Genomic DNA, 19,267 nt, shown 5'->3' with positions numbered 1-19,267 from the left:
CCGGGAATGGGGAATGGGGAGTCGGGAATGGGCAGAGCGGGAAGCAGGACTTTGCGATTCCCTAGTCCCGATTCTCGATTCCCTGGAGCTCACGCACATCGACGAAGTACCCGCTCACCGCCGCCGCGGCAGCCATCGCCGGGCTGACCAGGTGGGTGCGGCCGCCGGCGCCCTGGCGCCCTTCGAAGTTGCGGTTGGAGGTGGACGCGCAGTGTTCGCCGCTGCCCAGCTTGTCCGGGTTCATGGCCAGGCACATCGAACAGCCCGGCTCGCGCCATTCGAAGCCGGCGTCCAGAAACACCTTGTCCAGACCTTCGGCTTCGGCCTGCGCCTTGACCAGGCCCGAGCCGGGGACAACCAGCGCCTGCTTGATGGTGGAGGCCACCTTGCGGCCCTTGGCCACTGCGGCCGCCGCGCGCAGGTCTTCGATACGCGAGTTGGTGCACGAGCCGATGAACACGCGATCCAGGCGGATGTCGGTGATCGGCTGGTTGGCCCGCAAGCCCATGTATTTGAGCGCGCGTTCGATCGAATCGCGCTTGGTCGGGTCCTGCTCGGCTGCCGGGTCCGGCACGCGCTGGTCCACCGCCAGCACCATCTCCGGCGAGGTGCCCCAGCTGACCTGCGGCTTGATGTCTTCGGCACGCAGTTCCACCACCGTATCGAAGTGCGCGCCCGGGTCGGAGACCAGCGTGCGCCACAACGCCACCGCCGCCTCCCAGTCGGCACCCTTGGGCGCGAACGGGCGGCCCTGTACGTAGGCAATGGTCTTTTCGTCCACCGCCACCATGCCCACGCGCGCGCCGGCCTCGATGGACATGTTGCAGATGGTCATGCGGCCTTCCATCGACAGGTCGGCGATGGCGCTGCCGGCAAATTCCAGCGCGTGGCCGTTGCCGCCGGCGGTACCGATCTTGCCGATCACCGCCAGCACGATGTCCTTGGCAGTCACGCCGAACGGCAAAGTGCCTTCGACACGTACCTGCAGGTTCTTCATCTTCTTGGCGATCAGGCATTGCGTGGCGAGCACATGCTCGACCTCGGAGGTGCCGATGCCGTGCGCCAGCGCGCCGAATGCGCCGTGGGTGGAGGTATGCGAATCGCCGCAGACCACCGTCATGCCCGGCAGCGTGGCGCCCTGCTCGGGGCCGACCACGTGCACGATGCCCTGGCGGGTGTCGTTCATCTTGAACTCGAGGATGCCGAAATCGTCGCAGTTCTCGTCCAGGGTCTGCACCTGCAGGCGCGAGACCTCGTCGGAGATCGACTCCAGTCCGCCCTGGCGCTCGGCACGGGTGGTGGGCACGTTGTGGTCGGGGGTGGCGATGTTGGCGTCGATGCGCCACGGCTTGCGCCCGGCCAGGCGCAGACCCTCGAAGGCTTGTGGCGATGTCACTTCATGCAGGATATGGCGGTCGATATAGATCAGCGACGAGCCATCGTCACGGCGGGTGACCTCGTGCATTTCCCACAATTTGTCGTACAGCGTCTTGGCGGTCATTGCGGCGATCCGAAAGCGGGTGGCGGATGGTGGGTGCACCCACCTGGCTGTTTTCGATGCTAGGAGCTTGTCATGGATAACGCAAATTCATATTGTTTATTCAACAAATGAATTTCAGGAATAGCAATGGATCTCGCCAGCCTCAGTGCCTTCGTGGCCATTGCCGAGAGCGGCAGCTTTTCTGCGGCCGGCGAGGCCTTGCATCTGACCCAGCCGGCGGTGAGCAAACGCATCGCCTTGCTGGAGGGGCAACTGTCTGCGCGGCTGTTCGATCGCCTGGGCCGCCAGGTGGTGCTGACCGAGGCCGGGCAGGCCTTGTTGCCGCGCGCCCAACGCATCCTTGCCGAACTGGAAGACACTCGCCGCGTACTGGAACATCTGGGCGCGGCGGTCGGCGGACGGCTTAGCCTAGCCACCAGCCACCATGTCGGCTTGCATCGGCTTCCTGCGTTGCTACGCAACTTCGCCACGCAGCACCCGCAGGCGGCGCTGGACATCCAGTTCCTGGATTCGGAACTGGCCTACGCGGCGGTGCTGCGTGGCGAGGTGGAACTGGCGGTGACCACGCTGGCGCCGCAGACGCGTGCGCCGCTGCGCGCGCAGCCGATCTGGCATGACCGCCTGCAGTTCGTGGTGGCGCCGGATCACCCGTTGGCCGCCCTGCGCGAGGTGGCGCTGGAGGATGTCGTGGCGCATCCGGCGGTGCTGCCGGACCCAGGCACCTTCACCCACCGCATCGTGGCTGGGCTGTTCGCCGAGCGCGGTCTGGCGCCGCAGCTGCGCATGACCACCAACTACCTGGAGACGATCAAGATGCTGGTGTCGGTGGGGCTGGCCTGGAGCGTGTTGCCCGAGCGCATGATCGACCATCAGATCGTGGCACTGCCGCTGGCCGATGCCGCGCTAGCGCGCGAGCTGGGCTGCGTGACGCATGGCGGGCGCACCTTGTCGCGTGCCGCGCAGGCGTTTGTTGCGTTGTTGCATGCGCAGGCGGAGCGGCCGTGACGCGGTCAACGTGACGGCGACCGATCGTCATGCGGTATTGCGAGGCTGCCTGGCCAATCCGCGCATGATTCAGGTCATGGCGCTGCCGGAGGAACGGCTGAACCGTCGGCGCTCGAGCAATACAAGCGTTGATCGCGTTTGAATCCGCGCATGCAGAGCACGCCGCGCCTCGCATCCAAAATGCCGCGGCATGCACGTGCCGATGTTCGTCAATCGAGCAGGTCGATCGCCCGCGTGTAGACACCAAGCGTCACGGCGACGCACGAAGGTGCACTCGGACATCGTGCAGCGTTTACAACGATCTCAGCGTGCTTGGCTGCAATGTCAACGGTGCCTTGCGCCTTTGCGCATCGATCCGATGCGGGCACGGGCACGCGCACGCAACGCAGACACGTTGCGCCCCGGCCCTATTCCACCGCACCGCAGTGAGATCGCACCGCTACTGATCGACCAGCCGATCGCGCCCCTGCCGCTTGGCGTGGTACAGCCGGCGGTCTGCCAACGCGAGCAGTTCGCGCCGGGTGGGCGCTTCGTCGCTCATCGCCATGCCCATGCTGGCGGTACACCGCACCACGATGCCCTGTGCCTGCACCTCGATCGCTGCCAATCGTTGCCGCATCTGCTCGAACAGCGCGCGTGCCTGCGCCGCATCCACCCCGGTGGCGGCCAGCAGGAACTCCTCACCGCCATGGCGCGCAGCAAAACACCGCGCCTGATCCTGGTCGCTCAACGCCTCGCCCAGCGCGCTGAGTACCGCATCGCCCACGTCATGCCCGTACTCGTCGTTGATGCGCTTGAAGTGATCGATATCCATCAACGCCAACGCCAGCGTGGCGCCGCCGCTGCGCGCCTGCTGGAACCACTGCTGCAGCACGCGCTCGGCCTCGCGCCGGTTCGGCAGCGCGGTCAACACGTCGTGGCTTGCGCGGTATTCAAGCTGGCGCATCAACGCTTCGCGTTCCTGGCTGGCCTGCTGCAGGGCGACATTCTTGTCGCTCAATTCGCGGGTGCGCCGGTCGATCACGGTATTGAGCTCGCGCTGACGGCGCCGGTAGCTGGCCGTCCGCCAGAGGTAGAAGCCGTAGATCAGGCTGCCCAGCGCAAGCACGCCCAGCGCGATCACCTCGCGACGCCGCCACCACGGCGGTGCCAGCGTGATCACCAGGCTCGATTCGCCGAGCAAGGCAGTCTGCCGCCAATCCACCGGCAACGACATCGCCTGCACGCGGAAGCGGAAGCGGCCCGGCGGCAGGTTGGTATACACCGCCTCGGTGGCGTTGTCGGCGTCCACCCAGTCCGGGTCGAAGCCTTCCAGCCGATAGCGGTAACGCACCTTGTCCGGCCCGCGAAAATTCAGGCCTGCATAGCCGATGGCGATACGCCGGGTTTCCGCGCCCAGCAGATGCTGGCCGCTCAGCGGCTGCACCATGCCATCGACCAGCAGGCGTTCGAACACGATCGGCACGCGATGGCCTTGCAAGGTGCCGACCCGCGCCGGATCGATCACGCCAAGACCGGCCGAGGTGGGAAACAGCAACTGTCCGGACAGCGTCAGCCAGCCGGCCGGTGCGCTGCTGCCATTGCCCTGGTTGCTGGGCATGCCATCGCTGCGATCCACCACCTCCACGCTCAATTGCTCGCGGGTGCCGGCATCGATCTGGTCGAAGTCGCTACGGGCGATGCGGAACACGCCATGGTTGCTCGACAGCCACAGATAGCCGCGGCCGTCGTCGATCACGCGAAACACCTTGTCGCGTGGCAGCCCGACACGGTGGTCGTAGACCTGGAAGCGCTCACCGCGCAAGCGCAGCAGGCCGCGATCGCTGGCAATCCATAGGTCGCCACTCGCATCGCGCAGGAAGTCGAAGGCGTTCTGACCGGGGAAATCCTGCTCGCCCAGCCACGCACGGGTGCTGCCACCCGGCGACAGCCCGGTCATGCCGCGGTCGGTGCCGATCCACACGATGCCCTGCGCATCGCGATACAGCGCCTGCACCGACCCGTCGGGCACGCCATCGGCTGCGGTGTAGCGGCGCGCCTTGCCGTCGCGCCAGCGCACCAACCCGCCGGTGGTGCCGATCCACAGATCCTCGCCATCGGGCAGCACCGCACGCACCGACAGCGACGGCAGCCCATCGCCCGCACCGATGCGCACTACCACCTTGCCCTGCGCATCCAGCCGCAGCACGCCCTGGCTATAGGTGCCGGCCCACACCCCGCCATCGCCGGCATCGGCCAGCGACAGCACCGACTGCTCCAGTATGCGGCCACCTTCGGTCGGCAGCAGCGACACGCGGCTGATCTGACCGTCGCGCCAGCGATCCAGGCCCACCGCGCTCCCCACCCACACGGTGCCGTCGCTGGTCTGCAACACCGTGCGCACGTAGTCCGAGGCAAGCCCGTCGTCCTGGGTGATGCCATGCGCGGCGCCCTCGGCGATGCGGAACAGGCCATGCGTGCTGCCGACCCAGATCAGGCCCTCGGCATCTTCCAGCAACGCCGGGCTGGCGACCCCGGAGATCGACACCTGCTCATCGGGCACGCCCGCGCCGCTGTGTACCACCAGCGTGCCGCTCGGCATGCTCATCCACAGATGCCCGCGCCGATCCAGCAACAAGGCATCCACCCGCTGGCCCTGACGAAACCGTTGCAGCCCGCCGCCGCGGCTCCACCACCACACGCCGTCGTCGCCGGCGACCAGCAAGCCGCCCTGGCGATCGCTGGCAAGCCGGCGCACCGGCACCTTCCGCATGCCGTGCGCCTCGCCCCAGGCGACCGCCGGGCCACCGGCACGCGGCAGCAGGAACAACCCGGCTTCGGTGCCCACCCATAGATCGCCACTGTCGTCGGTGGACAAGGCGGTGATGCGCGCGCGCGGCAAGCCGGACTGGCGGCCGACATCGACCAGCCGCCCGTCCGGCTCGATCCGGTACAGCGTCTGCGGCGTGCCCACCCACAGCGCGCCATCGGCCCGGCGCAACAGGGCACTCACCGCCAGGTGGCGTGCCGAGGCATTGCCCAGCTGCTGCCAGTTGCCGTCCTTGTAGCGATAGACGCCGTCGAAAGCGGTGCCGAACAACATGCCGCCCGCGCTGTCACGCAGCACCACGAACACGCCGCCCAGTTCCACGCCCGGCGTGTTCTGGCGGTCGTACACGGTGAAATCGCGGCCGTTGAACCGCGCCACGCCTTCCCAGGTTCCCAACCAGATCAACCCGTCTTCGCCCTGGGCCACCGCATGCACCAGGTTATGCGGCAGGCCGTCGTCCATGTTCCAGCGCGTGACGGTGTGGTAGGCGGTGTGCTCCAGCGGCTGCGCGGCGGCGGGCTGCATGCCGGGCAGGCCGCAGCAGACCACGCACCAAAGCCACGCAATCGCCATCCGCAGCACGCGTGTGCCGCGGAGGCTGGATGCCTGCGGTTGCCCCCCCACCCTGTCCACGCTCCCCGTTCCCCTCGTCCGTGCCGTTGGAGATGCCTGCCGGTATGCACGGGCAAGCGCCGGGCCAATCTAGCACCGGGGTTTTAGCGCCGCCCTAGGTACATCCCCCACAGCTGCCGGGCACACCATGACACCGGGCGCATCCGGACAAACAAGTGATAGGCAACCACGATTACCCGCGCCTGGATCGGCCTGAAGACAGCGCCGCGTAGGGCACTTTTGCTGGATTGCCAGGCGTGCCCGCCATCACATGGCCGGCGGCGAGCGCCCGCCCGGCCTGGTAGCGGCGCTGATGCATTCAGCAGGCCGAGTATAAATATAGAACCCGATGGTCTAGTATTGAGTGCATGTCCAGCTCGCCCCCACTCAAGTCCAAGGCCAGGAGCAACGGCCCTGGACGTCCCAAGGATCTTGGGAAACGCGCCGCCATCCTTGGGGCGGCCCGCACGCTGTTCATGGAGCAAGGCTATGCCGGGGTAAGCATGGACGGGATCGCCGCGCTGGCTGGCGTCTCCAAGCTCACCGTCTATAGCCACTTCGGCGACAAGGAAAGCCTGTTTTCCGAGGCGATCCGTGCGCAGTGCCAGGAGATGATGCCCGACGACCTGTTCGATCATGCCCCCAAGGGCGCGCTGCGCGACCAATTGATCGAGATCGCCCATGCGTTCTTCGCCATGGTCAGCACCGAGTCGGCCATCTCCACCCACCGCATGATGATGGCGCCGGGTACCGGCGATGTGCATGTGCGCGAGATGTTCTGGGATGCCGGCCCCAAGCGGACCCAGCAGGCGCTGACGGCGTTCCTGGCTGCGCGCGTGGCCGATGGCCAGCTGGACATTGCCGATTTGCCGCGCGCCGCCTCGCAATTCTTCTGCCTGCTCAAGGGCGAGCTGTATGCCCTGATGATGTGCGGCCTGCATGGCCAGCCCACGCGCGCGCAGGTGAACGAACACATCGAGTCCAGCGTGGATTTCTTCCTGAGGGCGTATGCACCGCGCTGATTGCCCCCGGCCTTTGGTGGCGATGACTTCCGGCACTGCGCCGGTGATCGGCGCGCGGCGATGCTAGATGCGCCAGTTGCCTCGTGCACCGGTAAAATGCTCGCCCCACCGCGTTGGATAACCGCACCATGACGATCGATTTCACCCAGGCCCGCGAAAAGATGGTCGAACAGCAGATCCGGCCGTGGGACGTGCTGGACCTGCGCGTGCTCGACGTGCTGGCGCGCCTGCCGCGCGAAGCCTTCGTGCCGGAGGCCTACAAGACCCTGGCCTATGTCGATGTAGAGATCCCGCTGTCGGCCGGCCACAAGATGATGAAGCCGGTGGTCGAAGGCCGCATGTTGCAGGCGCTGGACCTGCAGCCGGGCGAAGACGTGCTGGAAATCGGCACCGGCAGTGGGTTTTCCACCGCCTGCCTGGCCGCACTGGCCCGCGAAGTGGTCAGCCTGGAGATCGACCCGGCGCTGGCCGCGGCGGCACGCACCAATCTCGACAATGCCGGCCTGGGCAGCAATGTCCGCATCGAAACCGCCGATGTCTTCGGTTGGCAGAGCGAGCGCCGCTTCGACGCCGTCTGCGTGACCGGCGCGGTCGATACGCTGCCGGCCCAGTGGCTGCAGTGGCTGCGCCCGACTGGCCGGCTGTTCGTCGTCCGCGGTCACGATCCGGTCATGGAAGCGGTCCTGGTCCGTGGCGAGGTCAACGCCCCACGCATCGAATCGTTGTTCGAAACCGACCTCGCCTATCTCCAGGGCGCCGCACCAACGCCCCGATTCCAATTCTGATTCCCAAGGAAGCTCCCCCGATGATCCGCCGATCCCTCGCCCTGGCCCTGGCCGCCGTCCTGTCACCGATGGCAGCGCATGCCACCGATCTGCTGCAGGTCTACGAAATGGCCCGCAATGGCGATCCGCAGCTGGCCGTGGCCGAGTCCACCCGGCTGGTGAATCGGGAGGGACAGGTGCAGGCGCGTGCGGCGCTGTTGCCGCAGCTGGACGGTAGCGCCGGGTATACCCAGGCACATCGCGAGCTGGAAGGCGTGGATGGTCGCTCCACTACCAAGCAGCGGCAGTACACGGTTCAGGGCAGCCAGACCATTTTCAACTGGGCGCAGTTCGCCAACTTGCGCGCGCAGCGCGAAGTGGCCAAGGCAGCAGACTTCACCCTGGAATCGGCCAACAACGATCTGATCACCCGCACCTCTGCAGCGTATTTCCAGGTGTTGGTGGGTATCGAGTCGTTGGCCGCAGCAGAAACCAACGAAGCCGCCGCCAAGAAGCAGTTCGACTACGCGGATAAGCGCCTGGAAGTGGGCCTGGCACCGATCACCGACGTACACGAAGCCCGCGCCCAGTACGACCAGGCGCGTGCCGACACCATCAACGCACGCAATACACTGAAGGATTACTACCAGGCGTTGACCGAACTCACCGGCCAGCCGGTGGTGGGCCTGCGTGCGCTGCCAGAAGATTTCCGGCCGGAAGTACCGGCGGCTTACAGCAACGTCGATCAATTGGTGGCCAGTGCCATCGCCGACAACCCGGCATTGAAGGCGCAGCAGTTGCAGGTCAGCGCAGCCGAGGCACAGGTCAATGCGGCGCGTGCCGGCCATTACCCCACCCTGAGCCTGGGCGCCAATATCGGCCGCAGCAATAGCTGGGGCGGCCAGGGCACGGTCGATCAGGCCGCAGGCAACTTCACCACCGCGGGCCGCGACATCGATACCGATTCGGTAGGCATCACCCTATCGATCCCGATCTTTGCCGGCGGTGCGACGCAGTCGGCCGTGCGTCAGGCGCTGTCGCGTCGCGATATCCAGCAGGACACCTACGAGCAGCAGAAGCGCGCGCTGGACCGCAATACGCGCAATGCCTACCAGACCGTGGTCGCCGGCATCAGCGAAGTGGAAGCACGCCGCCTGGCCGTCGTCTCCGCGCAGGCTGCCTACGATGCCTCGCAGGTGGGCCTGGAAGTGGGTACGCGTACCGTGCTGGACGTGGTGCAGAACCAGCGCACGCTGTTCCAGGCGCAGTTGAACTACGCACAGTCGCGCTACACCTTCCTGCAGAATCGCCTGCTGCTCGGCCAGGCCATCGGCAAGCTGGACATCACCGATCTGCAGGACGTCAATCGTCTGCTGTCGCAGGATGCCGAATCGAAGCTGCAAGGCAGCGGTTCGCTGCAGTAATGCGAGCGGATAGGTGACCAAAAAGGCGGGCGAAGGCCCGCCTTTTTTGTGCGCGATGCAATCTGGCATGCAGGCGGCTTCATGCGATAGCTGCTCGCGGAGCTTGAGGCTATGAATGCGCCGATTGCGCCGATTGCGGAGCGGCGGCTCTGCGGCTTTGCTGCAGAGTCCTCGCGCGCCCACCATCGCGGGACACGCCCCAAGTACGTCCTTGTAGGCTCTTACGCGGCATCCATGCCGCGTAAGGTCCCGCGACGGTGGGCGGGCAAGGACCAGTCAAGATGGTCGGTGTGCATTGCTTTCAACAAAGTAACCGACTCACTCTCTGGTGCGGTGTCCTCACCGATTGCGGGACCGTGTGGCGGCATGGATGCCGCCACCGAGCCTCCAAGGACGGATTCACGGCGTGTCCCGCGAGCGGTGAGGGCTCCGCGCTCTCGACCAATGCGGCTGGAGACTCTCCAGATGACGCCGTACAGCGACTAACGAAACGACCGCGCGATCGCCACGTTTCATTGGTTGCTCCAATACCGCTTGATGACGTTATTGGGCATGACTGCAACAGATTCACTGCAACGATTCAAAATGCGCAGCTATCTCTTTCAAGACGTCACACCATCGCCAACCACCGGCGGCAGGTCCGGCGCAATCTGCACCAGCGTCCGCGCCACCGCGCCCTTGCCATTGGCCACCAGCGCCAGGCCCGCGGCCGCCATCGCCTCGCGCTGTGCGGGATTGCCCAGCAACCGGGCCAGATCGCGATACACACAATCGGCGTCCTCGCAGATGGCAACTGCATCGGCCTCGCGCATGCGCCGCGAGATTTCCGAAAAATTATGCAGATGCGGGCCGGTCACTGCCGGCGTACCCACTGCTGCCGGCTCCAGCAGGTTGTGCCCACCGATCGGCTGCAGGCTGCCGCCGACGAAGGCGACCTGCGCGCATGCATAGAAACTCATCAGCTCACCCAGGGTATCAAGCACGAAGACCGTGTCGCGCGCCCGCGGCCACTGCTGCACCTTGCGTGTGGCCACGCTCCAGCCGCGCTCGCGCGCCAACGCCTCGACCTTGGGAAACCGCTCGGGATGGCGTGGCGCCCAGAGCAGCAGCAGATCGGGAAACTCGGCCAGCAGCCGCGCATGGATATCGGCCACCGCAGCCTCCTCGCCCTCATGCGTGCTGGCGGCAATCCATACCGGCCGTGTTGCCGGCACATGGATGCGGAACTGCGTGACCATCGCCTGCAATTGGTCGGGCGCGGCGATATCGAATTTGAGATTACCCAGCGCCACCACCTGCTCCGGCCGCGCACCCAGGGTAAGGAAGCGTTCGGCATCGTCCTGCGATTGCGCCGCCACGCAGGTCACCGTACGCAGCGCGCGGCTGATCAACGGCGCCAGCACGCGATAGCCGCGCAACGAGCGCGCCGACAGCCGCGCGTTGAGGATGTACAGCGGAATCTTGCGGTCGCGACAACCGAACAACATGTTCGGCCACAACTCGGTTTCCAGGATCAGCGCCAGCCGCGGGCGGAAGTGCTCAAGAAACCGCCCTACGCTGCCGGGCACGTCGTACGGCAGATAGACGTGATCCACCGCATCGCCCCACACCGCACGTACGCGTTCGGAGCCGGTGGGCGTGATGGTGGTGATGACCCAACGGATATCCGGCCGCTGCGCGCGCAAGGCGTTGACCAGCGGCGCGGCCGCGTTGACCTCGCCCACCGATACCGCATGCACCCACACGCGCGGGCGGCCGCAGGCATGCGTATACGACGCATAGCGCTCGTTCCAGCGATTGAAGTATTCGCGCACGCGGAAACCGCGCCACACCAGGTGGTACACCGTGATCGGCAGCAACAGATACAACAGCGCCGAGTACAGCCCACGCAACAGCCATTCGATCGGGTCTTTCCGCATCCGTGCAGGATACGGGAGCGCTCCTGCGTGCGCATGTGCACGCTGCCGCGCGCACGCGATCCCTTAGAATTGGCGCATGTCCGAGTCCGCCAACGTCGCCGTCCGCCCTTCCCTGCGCAACCCCAGGCACTGGCCCATGTTCCTTGGCCTGGCCGTGATGGTGCTGGCCGGGCGTTTACCCTGGACGCTGCAGCGTGCGTTGGGCCGCGGCGTGGGCTGGATCGCGATGCGCCTGGCCGGCACGCGCCGGCGCGCTGCCGAGGTCAACCTCAAGCTCTGCTTTCCCGAGCAGGACGACGCCTGGCGGGCACGACTGTTGCGCGACAGCTTCGATGCGCTGGGCGTGGGCCTGTTCGAATTTGCGCGCGCCTGGTGGGGCAGCATCGACGCCATTCGCCCCGGGGTACAGATCGAAGGCCTGGAACATCTGCAACAGCTGCAGGAACAGCAGCGTGGCGTGCTGCTGGTATCCGGCCATTTCATGACGCTGGAGATGTGCGGGCGCCTGCTCTGCGACCACGTGCCGCTGGCCGGCATGTACCGCAAGCACCGCAACCCGGTGTTCGAATGGGCGGTCAAGCGTGGGCGCCTGCGCTATGCCACGCACATGTTCGCCAACGAGGATCTGCGCGCCACGATCAAGCATCTCAAGCGCGGCGGTTTCCTGTGGTACGCGCCGGACCAGGACATGCGCGGCAAGGACACCGTGTTCGTGCCGTTTTTCGGGCATCCGGCCTCCACCATCACCGCAACCCATCAGCTGGCGCGGCTGACCGGCTGCGCGGTGGTGCCGTACTTCCATCGCCGCGAAGGCGGCCGCTACATCCTCAAGATCGCGCCACCGCTGGCGGGCATTCCCTCAGAGGATGTGATCGCCGATACCACGCAGGTCAATGCGGCGATCGAGGACATGGTGCGCGAGGCACCGGATCAATACCTGTGGATCCATCGCCGCTTCAAGCGTCAGCCCGGCGGGCGCAGCGCGTTCTATCACTGATCCGTTGCCACAGGGCGAACGGCTGGTGACGCAGTGCGCGGGCGCCATCGATCGCCGAGATGCGATCCGGAGGCAAACGCATCAGCCCGGCGGCGGCTGGTCTGCGTCGTCGTTGAGCAACGCGCCGGCATACAGTCCGGCCAGCATCAGGCTCAGCCCTCCCCAGAAGCTGGAATAGAACGCCAGATGCGTGTTGAGCGGGAAGACAGTGGCCACCAAGGCAATCATCGCCGGGCGCGCCTGCTCGCGCGCAGCAGCGCTCGAGTAGCGCCACGCACGCCAGGCCTGCGCCGCGCCGGCCAGCCAGAGCAGCAGCCCGATCGCCCCGGTTTCGGCCAGGATTTCCAGCACGATCTGATGCGCGTGGAACGCCGGGCCATCGCCCCAGGCCGGCACCTGGGTCGGCGCCGGATTGCAGGCCGGATAGGCCTGCCGGAAGCCGCGCGCGCCCACCCCATTGAGCGGATGCTCGCGGATCATGCACAGCGCCGCGCCCCAGATCTGCGCGCGCCCGGACAAGGCCTGATCCACGCCCTGTTCGCCACCATCGAACGCCAGCGCGGTGCGTTGGAGACGCTCGCGCGCCTGCGGCGCCACTGCCACCACGCCGCCGGCCAGCAATACCCCCACCACCGCCGCCGCCAGCAGGCGGCGACCGCCCAGCAACTGCCAGCCGGACAGCACGACGATCACCGCATATGTGATCCACGAGGCACGCGACCCGGCCAGGACCAGCACCACCCCGACCGCCGCCGCCCCGCCCACCCAGGCCCAGACAGTACGTCGCCCCAGCGCCAGCAACAGGAACGGCGACAGGCTGGCCAGGGTCTGCCCGAACTTGAGGTTGCATGGCCCCAGCACGCCGCTGAGGCGGTCCACCAGCGCCAGCTCCTGCGGCGTGCATAGCCCGTGCCCACTGATCAGCTGCTTGAGTTGATCCAGCGCAAAAAACAATGGGCTGCTGCCGATGGCAGCCTGCATCAATGCATCCAGCGTCCATACCCCGCCGATCACGGCCAGGCCGGTGAAGGTGCGGCGGCGGCGCTGCGCATTGGCCACCGCAATCGCGCACAGCCACATGAAAGGCAGGTAGCGTAGGTCGGTGGCCGATTTGCGCAGCGCACGCCCGGCATCCACCGCATCGAACGCCGACAGCATCTGCGGCAGCCAGTAGGCGAAGAACAGCACACTGGTCAGCGCCCAGGCCGCTCCGCTGAGCAGACCGGTGCCGCCGCGGAAGCGCGCGTGCAACAAGCGGTATGCCGCAAATACCGCGCCCAGTGACAGCACCGTTTCGGCCAGGCCCGGCGTAGGCCACAGCGCAACGAACAGGATCACCAACAGCGGCGCCCAGCGGCCGACGTCGGGGCTCAACACGGGCGCGCGCGCCATGGCGTCAGCGGCGGAGTTCGTCATAGACCTTCAAGGTGGCCACTTGCATGGCCTGCAACGTGTACGGAATCACGGCCGGTGCAGCGGGCGCCTGCTGCAGCAGGACCAGCGCCTGCGCGCACAGGGCCCGGGCATCGAAGGGCGTGACCGCGCCGCCGGGCTGCAGCTCGGCCAGCAATTCGCCCACCCCGCCATGCGCCCAGCCCAGCACCGGCCGTCCGACAGCCAGGGCCTCGACCACGGTGCGGCCGAAGGCCTCCGGCTTGCGCGACAGCTGCAGCACCAGATCGCTGGCGGCGTAGGCGTCGGCGATGCGCGCCGTCGGCTCGGTGAACGCGACCGCCTCTGCCACCCCCAACCGGGCCGCCTCGGCCTCCAGTTCGCGTAGATACGCCTCGCGTCCGGGCTCGCGCGCCCCGGGCAGCCATAGCCAGGCCGGCACGCCGGCAGCGCGGACATCGGCCAGCAGCTGCAGACCGTCGGCATGCCCTTTCAGGCGGGTACCGCGGCCAGGCAGCAACAGCAGGGGCGCCTCGGCCGGCAAGCCGGGCAACAGGGTCTGGACCCAGGCACGTGCACGTGGATCCGGCCGCAGACGCCGCGGAAACTGCGCGATGTCCACACCACGCGGAATCGTGCGCAGGCGCGCCGGATCGGTATGCGGATAGTGCGTACACACGTAGTCGCGCACCGTGCGCGACACGCAGATCACCCGCTCGCCATAGGTCATCACCGCGCTGTAGCGGCTGGGCGAGTTAAGCCCGTGCACGGTGGTGACCAGGCGCGGACGCGTCGCCTCCGGCATGCCGCGCAGCGCGTACCAGCCCAGCCAGGCCGGCAGCCGCGAGCGTGCATGCACGATATCGGCCCCAAGCTCGGCGAACAGCCGGCGCAGGCCAACCACATGCCGCAGCGTCAGCAACGACTTGCGGCCGATGTCCAAGGTGAGGTGTTCGCCCCCGGCGTCCAGCAGCGGCTGGACCAGGCGCCCGCCGGCCGACACGACCACGGCGCGATGGCCGGCGCGCACCAGCGCAGCGGCGATTTCCAGCGTGGAGCGCTCGACGCCACCGGACTGCAGCGCCGGCAGCAGTTGCACCACGGTCAGGCGGTGCATCCGGTCGGGATCAGTCGGCCAGCACGAACAACGCGCCGCAATACGGGCACTTGGCTTCGCAGTTGGGTTCGTCCTCGATCGGCAGGTACACGCGCGGATGCGAGTTCCACAGCGCCATCTGCGGTGTCGGGCAGCTCAGCGGCAGATCGCCGCGGTGCACGGTGTAACGCTTTTCGGCATTGGCGGGCGCGGTGGCGGTCTGGCTCATGGCGGTGCGATCGGGAAACGAAGACAGGCTGCGGATTCTAGCAGCCTGCCTGTCTGCGCAGGGCGGCGGCGGCGCAAGGCGCGCCAGCCCAGCCGACGGGTGCGGCAATGCCGCGCGCGCCGACAGGACCAGCGCAGCCGACGTGGAGGGCAGCAGTGTCGCGCCTGGGGGCGCGCACGGCTGAGCGACACAGCTGACGGCTGGGGGAAGCAAGACGCCGGGGTGGGATCCGGGCACGCCGGCTCCAGACACTCCCGGTGATGAAAATGCAATGCCGCTCCACCAACGCTTGGCCTGGTGATGACGAATCCGCGTGGCCCTGGTGCATGGCGTCCTGACGTGACTCTCTGGCGTCAGCGGCACTGTCCCAGAACTAGCCAGACTGTCTTGCACCATCCGAGTGACGCGTCGTGGGCCATACCTTGGGGTTGAGCGAAACGCCGGTGTCTGGCTGCCGCGGTGTTCTTGACCTGGCGACGCACCTGCCTGCGTCCTTGCACACGCGCAATGCACAGCTCGCTTGCGTCCGCACGGCATTTTGCCCAGGATCGGCCGGCACCGAAACTTGACTGGCCTGGTGTCGTGAGGCGACATCAGGCAAGCGCCACGCGGCCGGGAGACATGCCGATGCCCAGCAGCGGCGCGCATGCCCGGCCTGGATGGAGATGCGGTTTGCTTCGCGCTGCATCTGCGTCGGGAACGCGCGATCAGCCAGGCAGTCACCACGGGGCCGTCCGGCAAGCAGTACCAAAGCACCACAAGAGCATTGGCCATCGAGCATGCTGCCCGGCAACCCAACCCAGGAGGCACCATCACGTGAGTCTGTCTGTCGTTGTGCGGCATCTGCCATTGGCGGTGGCGCTGGCAATCGCGCCGATGCACGCCGCTGCGGCGGTTGGATTTGCGAGTTCGTTCGAGCCGGGGCAGCCAACGCCGGTCGAGCTGACCGGAGGCAATGTGCAGATCGCGCTCGGCGCCGGACCGGTGGCGCCCTATGCGGCCAAGCCGGCTGCCGGCTACAGCGGTGCGCATGCGTTGCACTATCGCAGTGGCAATACCGGCGGCCGGCGCCGCCTGTTTGACGTCAACCTCGTGGTCGATGCGCAGACCACCTTGTCGTGGATGGTGCTGCCGGAAAGCGTCGGCAACGATCAGGTGGCATCCACCTATGTCTCGCTGGATCTGCGATTGGATGACGGTACGCGCGTGTCTACCAGTTCTGCACGCGACCAGCATGGCATCGCAGTCGGTGCACACGCGCAAGGCGATTCGAAGACGCTGTACCCGCAGCAGTGGGCCAGCAAGCAGGTGCGGTTGGGTGACGTCGCCGCGCTGCGTGGGCGGCGTGTGGTGGCCATCGAGCTGGAGATTGCCCCGCCTGCGGGTAGCGCCAGTGCGGGCTGGATCGACGATGTAGTGCTGGGCGAGGTGCCACTGACGATGCCTGCACGTCCCTCGGACTGGGTGTTGACCACGCGCGGCACGCACTCCAATGGCACGTTCTCGCGCGGCAACAACCTCCCTGCAACGGCAGTGCCGCACGGCTTCAATTTCTGGACGCCGGTGACCGATGCGGGGACGCTGACCTGGCTGTATCGCTGGAACGAGCAGAACGACGCCGACAATCGGCCGCGCCTGCAGGCGTTGTCGCTCAGCCATCAGCCCAGTCCGTGGATGGGCGACCGGCAGACGTTCCAGGTGATGCCGTCGCTGAGCGCGGGTGTGCCGGAGGCCGATCGCGGTAAACGCGCGCTGGCGTTCTCGCACGCCAACGAAGTCGCGCGTCCCTATCGTTATGCAGTGCAGCTGGACAACGGCATCCATGCCGAGATTGCGCCCACCGATCACGCGGCGCTGTTCCGCTTCCGCTTTCCCGAGCACGGTGATGCCAACCTGCTGTTCGACAACGTAGATGCGCGTGGCGGTTTGCAGCTGGATGCCCATACGCAAACCCTGTCCGGTTACACCGATGTGCGCAGCGGCCTGTCGACCGGGGCCACGCGCATGTACGTGTATGCCAGGTTCGACCGGCCGTGGACAGCCAGCGGCCGCATCGCGAGCGGGCGGCCAACCGGCTGGATCAAGTTCGATCCTGGCAGCACGCGGCAGGTACAGATGCGCATCGCAACCTCGCTGATTTCGCTCGAACAGGCCAAGCACAACCTGGCCTTGGAGATCGCGCCGCAGGCGAGTGTCGAGCAGGTCGCTGCGCGTGCGCAGGACGCCTGGGATGCGCTGCTGGGGCGGATCGAGGTCGCCGATGCGACGCCCGACCAGAAAACCACGCTGTATTCCAATCTGTACCGGCTCTACCTGTATCCGAACTCCGGGCACGAAAACGTGGGGAGCGCACAGTCGCCGGACTGGCGCTATGCCAGCCAGAACAGCTGGTCGGACGACAACGTCGATGGCAGCGCGGTGCGCAGCTTTGCGCCGGTGCGCGACGGGCGGGTGTACGTCAACAACGGCTTGTGGGATACCTTTCGCACCGCCTGGCCGGCCTATGCGCTGTTTGCACCCGACGATGCCGGACTGCTGGTACAGGGCTTCGTGGAGCAGGCACGCGCCGGGGGCTGGATCGCACGCTGGTCCTCGCCCGGCTACGCCGACCTGATGGTGGGCACCAGCTCGGACGTGGCATTTGCCGATGCCTGGCTCAAGGGCGTGCGCGGCTTCGACCCGGCCGAGGCGTATGCGGCAGCACTGAAGAACGCCAGCGTGGTGCCGCCGGATCGGCATGTGGGCCGCAAGGGCATGGCGCGCTCGACCTTTCGCGGCTATGCGGACACCGACACGCACGAAGGCATGTCATGGTCGATGGAAGGTGCACTCAACGACTTCGGTATCGCCAACATGGCCGAGGCTCTAGCCAAGCAGGCAACCACGGCCCACGAGCGTGAGCGCTATGCGACCGAGGCGATGTACTTCCGTCATCGCGCGGCCGGCTATGCGGCCCTGTTCGATCCGTCGATCGGCTTCTTCCAGGGCCGCACCGCAGAGGGCCGATGGCGGGTGGATACCGCGCACTACGACCCGCGTGTCTGGGGCAACGACTACACCGAATCCAGCGGCTGGACCTTTGCGTTCACTGCACCGCACGATGGCCAGGGCTTGGCCGCGCTCTACGGCGGGCGCGATGCCCTGGCGGCAAAGCTGGACCGCTTCTTCGCCACGCCCGAAACCGGCGAAGCAGCGTTTTCCGGTTCGTATGGCGGCACCATCCACGAAATGACCGAGGCACGCGATGTGCGCATGGGCATGTATGCGCACAGCAACCAGCCGGCGCACCACATCCCGTGGATGTATCTGTACGCCGGGCAGCCGTGGAAGACCCAGCGACTGACGCGCGAGATCCTGTCGCGGCTATACCTGGGCAGCGAGATCGGCCAGGGCTATGCCGGCGACGAAGACAACGGCGAGATGTCGGCGTGGTATCTGTTCGCCGCGCTGGGCATTTACCCCTTGCGCATGGGCGCGCCGGAGTACGTGATCGGCTCGCCGTTGTTCCGGCACGCACGCGTGCGACTGCCTGGCGGCGGCACGCTGACCGTCAATGCCCCGCAGAATTCAGCGCAGAACGTGTACGTGCAATCGCTCACGCTCAACGGCAAGCCGTGGCGCAAGACCTGGTTGCCGCATGCGGCGATTGCCAATGGCGCAACGCTGGATTTCGTGATGGGGCCAGCGCCATCGCGCTGGGGCAGCGAGCCGGACGCTGCGCCACCGTCGTTGACGCCCGCCGGGCACCGCCCTGCTCCCTTGCGTGACCTGCTGGGTGCCAGCGCACGCGTGACGCAGGCCGATGGTCGCGCGCTGGCGGCGTTGCATGACGACGATGCGGGCAGCGCGAGCGCGGTGTCGCCGGCCACGGTACTGACGTTGAGCGGTCTTGATCGCGGTGAGGCCACGCTTTACACCGTGACCAGCGGCAACGCCGCGATTGCGCAGGCGGCGTGGACGCTGGAAGCACGCACTGCAGCAGGCACGTGGCGCGTCGTCGATGCGCGCCGCGAGGAGCGTTTTCAATGGCCGCTGCAAACGCGCCCGTTCCGGATCGCGACGCCCGGCTTGTATGCGGAGTATCGGCTGCGCTGGACGGCGCCCGCGCGTGCGCAGGTGGCGGAGATTGAGTTACTGGGTTCAGTGCCGGAGGGGCGCTGAGGCCTGAGGTTTTGGGCGTGATCGCTTGGGATGACGACGAGCCGCGACGCCTGCTGTTTGCGTTGCTCGTCATCGTTTTGGGTGGTCGACGCTGAGTCGCTGCCAAGGGTAGGCCTTACCCTCACCCCAACCCGCTCCCGTGGGGAGAGATGTTTTTGAATCGTTGTTGCAGGCTGGGTGCTGAGCTGCTGGGCGCCTTGCAGTGACAACGTCCCGGACGTTGCGATGCTAAGGGTAAGCCGTACCCTCACCCCTCTCCCGCGCGGAGAGGGGCTTTTGGGTTTTCGTTGCGGACCGGGTACTGAGCGACTGGGCGCCTTGCAATACCGTAGCGAG

At 66.9% G+C, this 19,267-nt stretch carries 12 protein-coding genes; 6 read left to right on the top strand and 6 right to left on the bottom strand.

The window, feature by feature from the left end:
* Window positions 1-61: 61 nt before the first annotated feature.
* Window positions 62-1,501, bottom strand: a complete 1,440-nt coding sequence (gene leuC / locus A7D17_RS18480) for a 3-isopropylmalate dehydratase large subunit (RefSeq protein ID WP_064510432.1) — start codon at window positions 1,499-1,501, stop codon at window positions 62-64.
* 126 nt (window positions 1,502-1,627) lie between these two features.
* Here leuC and A7D17_RS18475 point away from each other — a divergent pair, with 126 nt between their 5' ends.
* Window positions 1,628-2,506, top strand: coding sequence for a LysR family transcriptional regulator (locus tag A7D17_RS18475; RefSeq protein ID WP_064510431.1), 879 nt, complete (start codon window positions 1,628-1,630; stop codon window positions 2,504-2,506).
* A gap of 439 nt (window positions 2,507-2,945) precedes the next feature.
* Here A7D17_RS18475 and A7D17_RS18470 read toward each other — a convergent pair whose 3' ends face one another.
* On the bottom strand, window positions 2,946-5,888 hold the full coding sequence (locus A7D17_RS18470; RefSeq protein ID WP_082862151.1) for a two-component regulator propeller domain-containing protein: 2,943 nt from the start codon (window positions 5,886-5,888) through the stop codon (window positions 2,946-2,948).
* A gap of 407 nt (window positions 5,889-6,295) precedes the next feature.
* On the opposite strand from A7D17_RS18470, the gene A7D17_RS18465 reads away from it, so the two are divergent.
* From A7D17_RS18465 to A7D17_RS18455, 3 genes are all read left to right on the top strand, one after another.
* Window positions 6,296-6,949 carry a TetR/AcrR family transcriptional regulator gene (locus A7D17_RS18465; RefSeq protein WP_064510429.1) on the top strand — a complete coding sequence of 218 codons (654 nt, stop codon included), beginning with the start codon at window positions 6,296-6,298 and terminating at the stop codon, window positions 6,947-6,949.
* A 128-nt stretch (window positions 6,950-7,077) separates the two neighbouring features.
* The gene (locus tag A7D17_RS18460; RefSeq protein ID WP_064510559.1) at window positions 7,078-7,734 is read left to right on the top strand and encodes a protein-L-isoaspartate O-methyltransferase family protein; all 657 of its coding nucleotides are present in this window, start codon (window positions 7,078-7,080) and stop codon (window positions 7,732-7,734) included.
* 20 nt (window positions 7,735-7,754) lie between these two features.
* Window positions 7,755-9,137, top strand: coding sequence for a TolC family outer membrane protein (locus A7D17_RS18455; RefSeq protein ID WP_064510428.1), 1,383 nt, complete (start codon window positions 7,755-7,757; stop codon window positions 9,135-9,137).
* A gap of 602 nt (window positions 9,138-9,739) precedes the next feature.
* On the opposite strand, the gene waaA is transcribed toward A7D17_RS18455, so the two are convergent.
* Entirely contained in the window at window positions 9,740-11,056 is a 1,317-nt protein-coding gene (gene waaA / locus A7D17_RS18450) for a lipid IV(A) 3-deoxy-D-manno-octulosonic acid transferase (protein WP_064510427.1), read from the bottom strand.
* A gap of 76 nt (window positions 11,057-11,132) precedes the next feature.
* On the opposite strand from waaA, the gene A7D17_RS18445 reads away from it, so the two are divergent.
* A complete protein-coding gene (locus tag A7D17_RS18445; RefSeq protein WP_064510426.1) occupies window positions 11,133-12,053 on the top strand; it encodes an LpxL/LpxP family Kdo(2)-lipid IV(A) lauroyl/palmitoleoyl acyltransferase in 921 nt (306 codons plus the stop codon).
* An 81-nt stretch (window positions 12,054-12,134) separates the two neighbouring features.
* Here A7D17_RS18445 and A7D17_RS18440 read toward each other — a convergent pair whose 3' ends face one another.
* Genes A7D17_RS18440 through A7D17_RS18430 form a run of 3 tightly spaced genes read right to left on the bottom strand, consistent with a single transcriptional unit; the run spans window position 12,135 to window position 14,770 of the window.
* Window positions 12,135-13,469: an O-antigen ligase family protein gene (locus tag A7D17_RS18440; protein ID WP_064510425.1), complete on the bottom strand. Its 1,335-nt coding sequence runs from the start codon at window positions 13,467-13,469 to the stop codon at window positions 12,135-12,137.
* Entirely contained in the window at window positions 13,450-14,562 is a 1,113-nt protein-coding gene (locus A7D17_RS18435) for a glycosyltransferase (protein WP_064510424.1), read from the bottom strand. The genes A7D17_RS18440 and A7D17_RS18435 overlap by 20 nt, the downstream gene beginning before the upstream one ends.
* A gap of 10 nt (window positions 14,563-14,572) precedes the next feature.
* Window positions 14,573-14,770: a zinc-finger domain-containing protein gene (locus tag A7D17_RS18430; protein WP_064510423.1), complete on the bottom strand. Its 198-nt coding sequence runs from the start codon at window positions 14,768-14,770 to the stop codon at window positions 14,573-14,575.
* Between the two features lie 816 nt (window positions 14,771-15,586).
* Between A7D17_RS18430 and A7D17_RS18425 the strand changes: the two genes are divergently transcribed.
* Window positions 15,587-18,931: a GH92 family glycosyl hydrolase gene (locus A7D17_RS18425; RefSeq protein WP_064510422.1), complete on the top strand. Its 3,345-nt coding sequence runs from the start codon at window positions 15,587-15,589 to the stop codon at window positions 18,929-18,931.
* The last annotated feature ends 336 nt before the right edge of the window (window positions 18,932-19,267 follow it).

This window comes from Xanthomonas floridensis, from assembly GCF_001642575.1.
GTDB lineage: Bacteria > Pseudomonadota > Gammaproteobacteria > Xanthomonadales > Xanthomonadaceae > Xanthomonas > Xanthomonas floridensis.
Note: the sequence above shows the minus strand (reverse complement) of the source record. Positions and strands in the feature narration are given on the sequence as shown.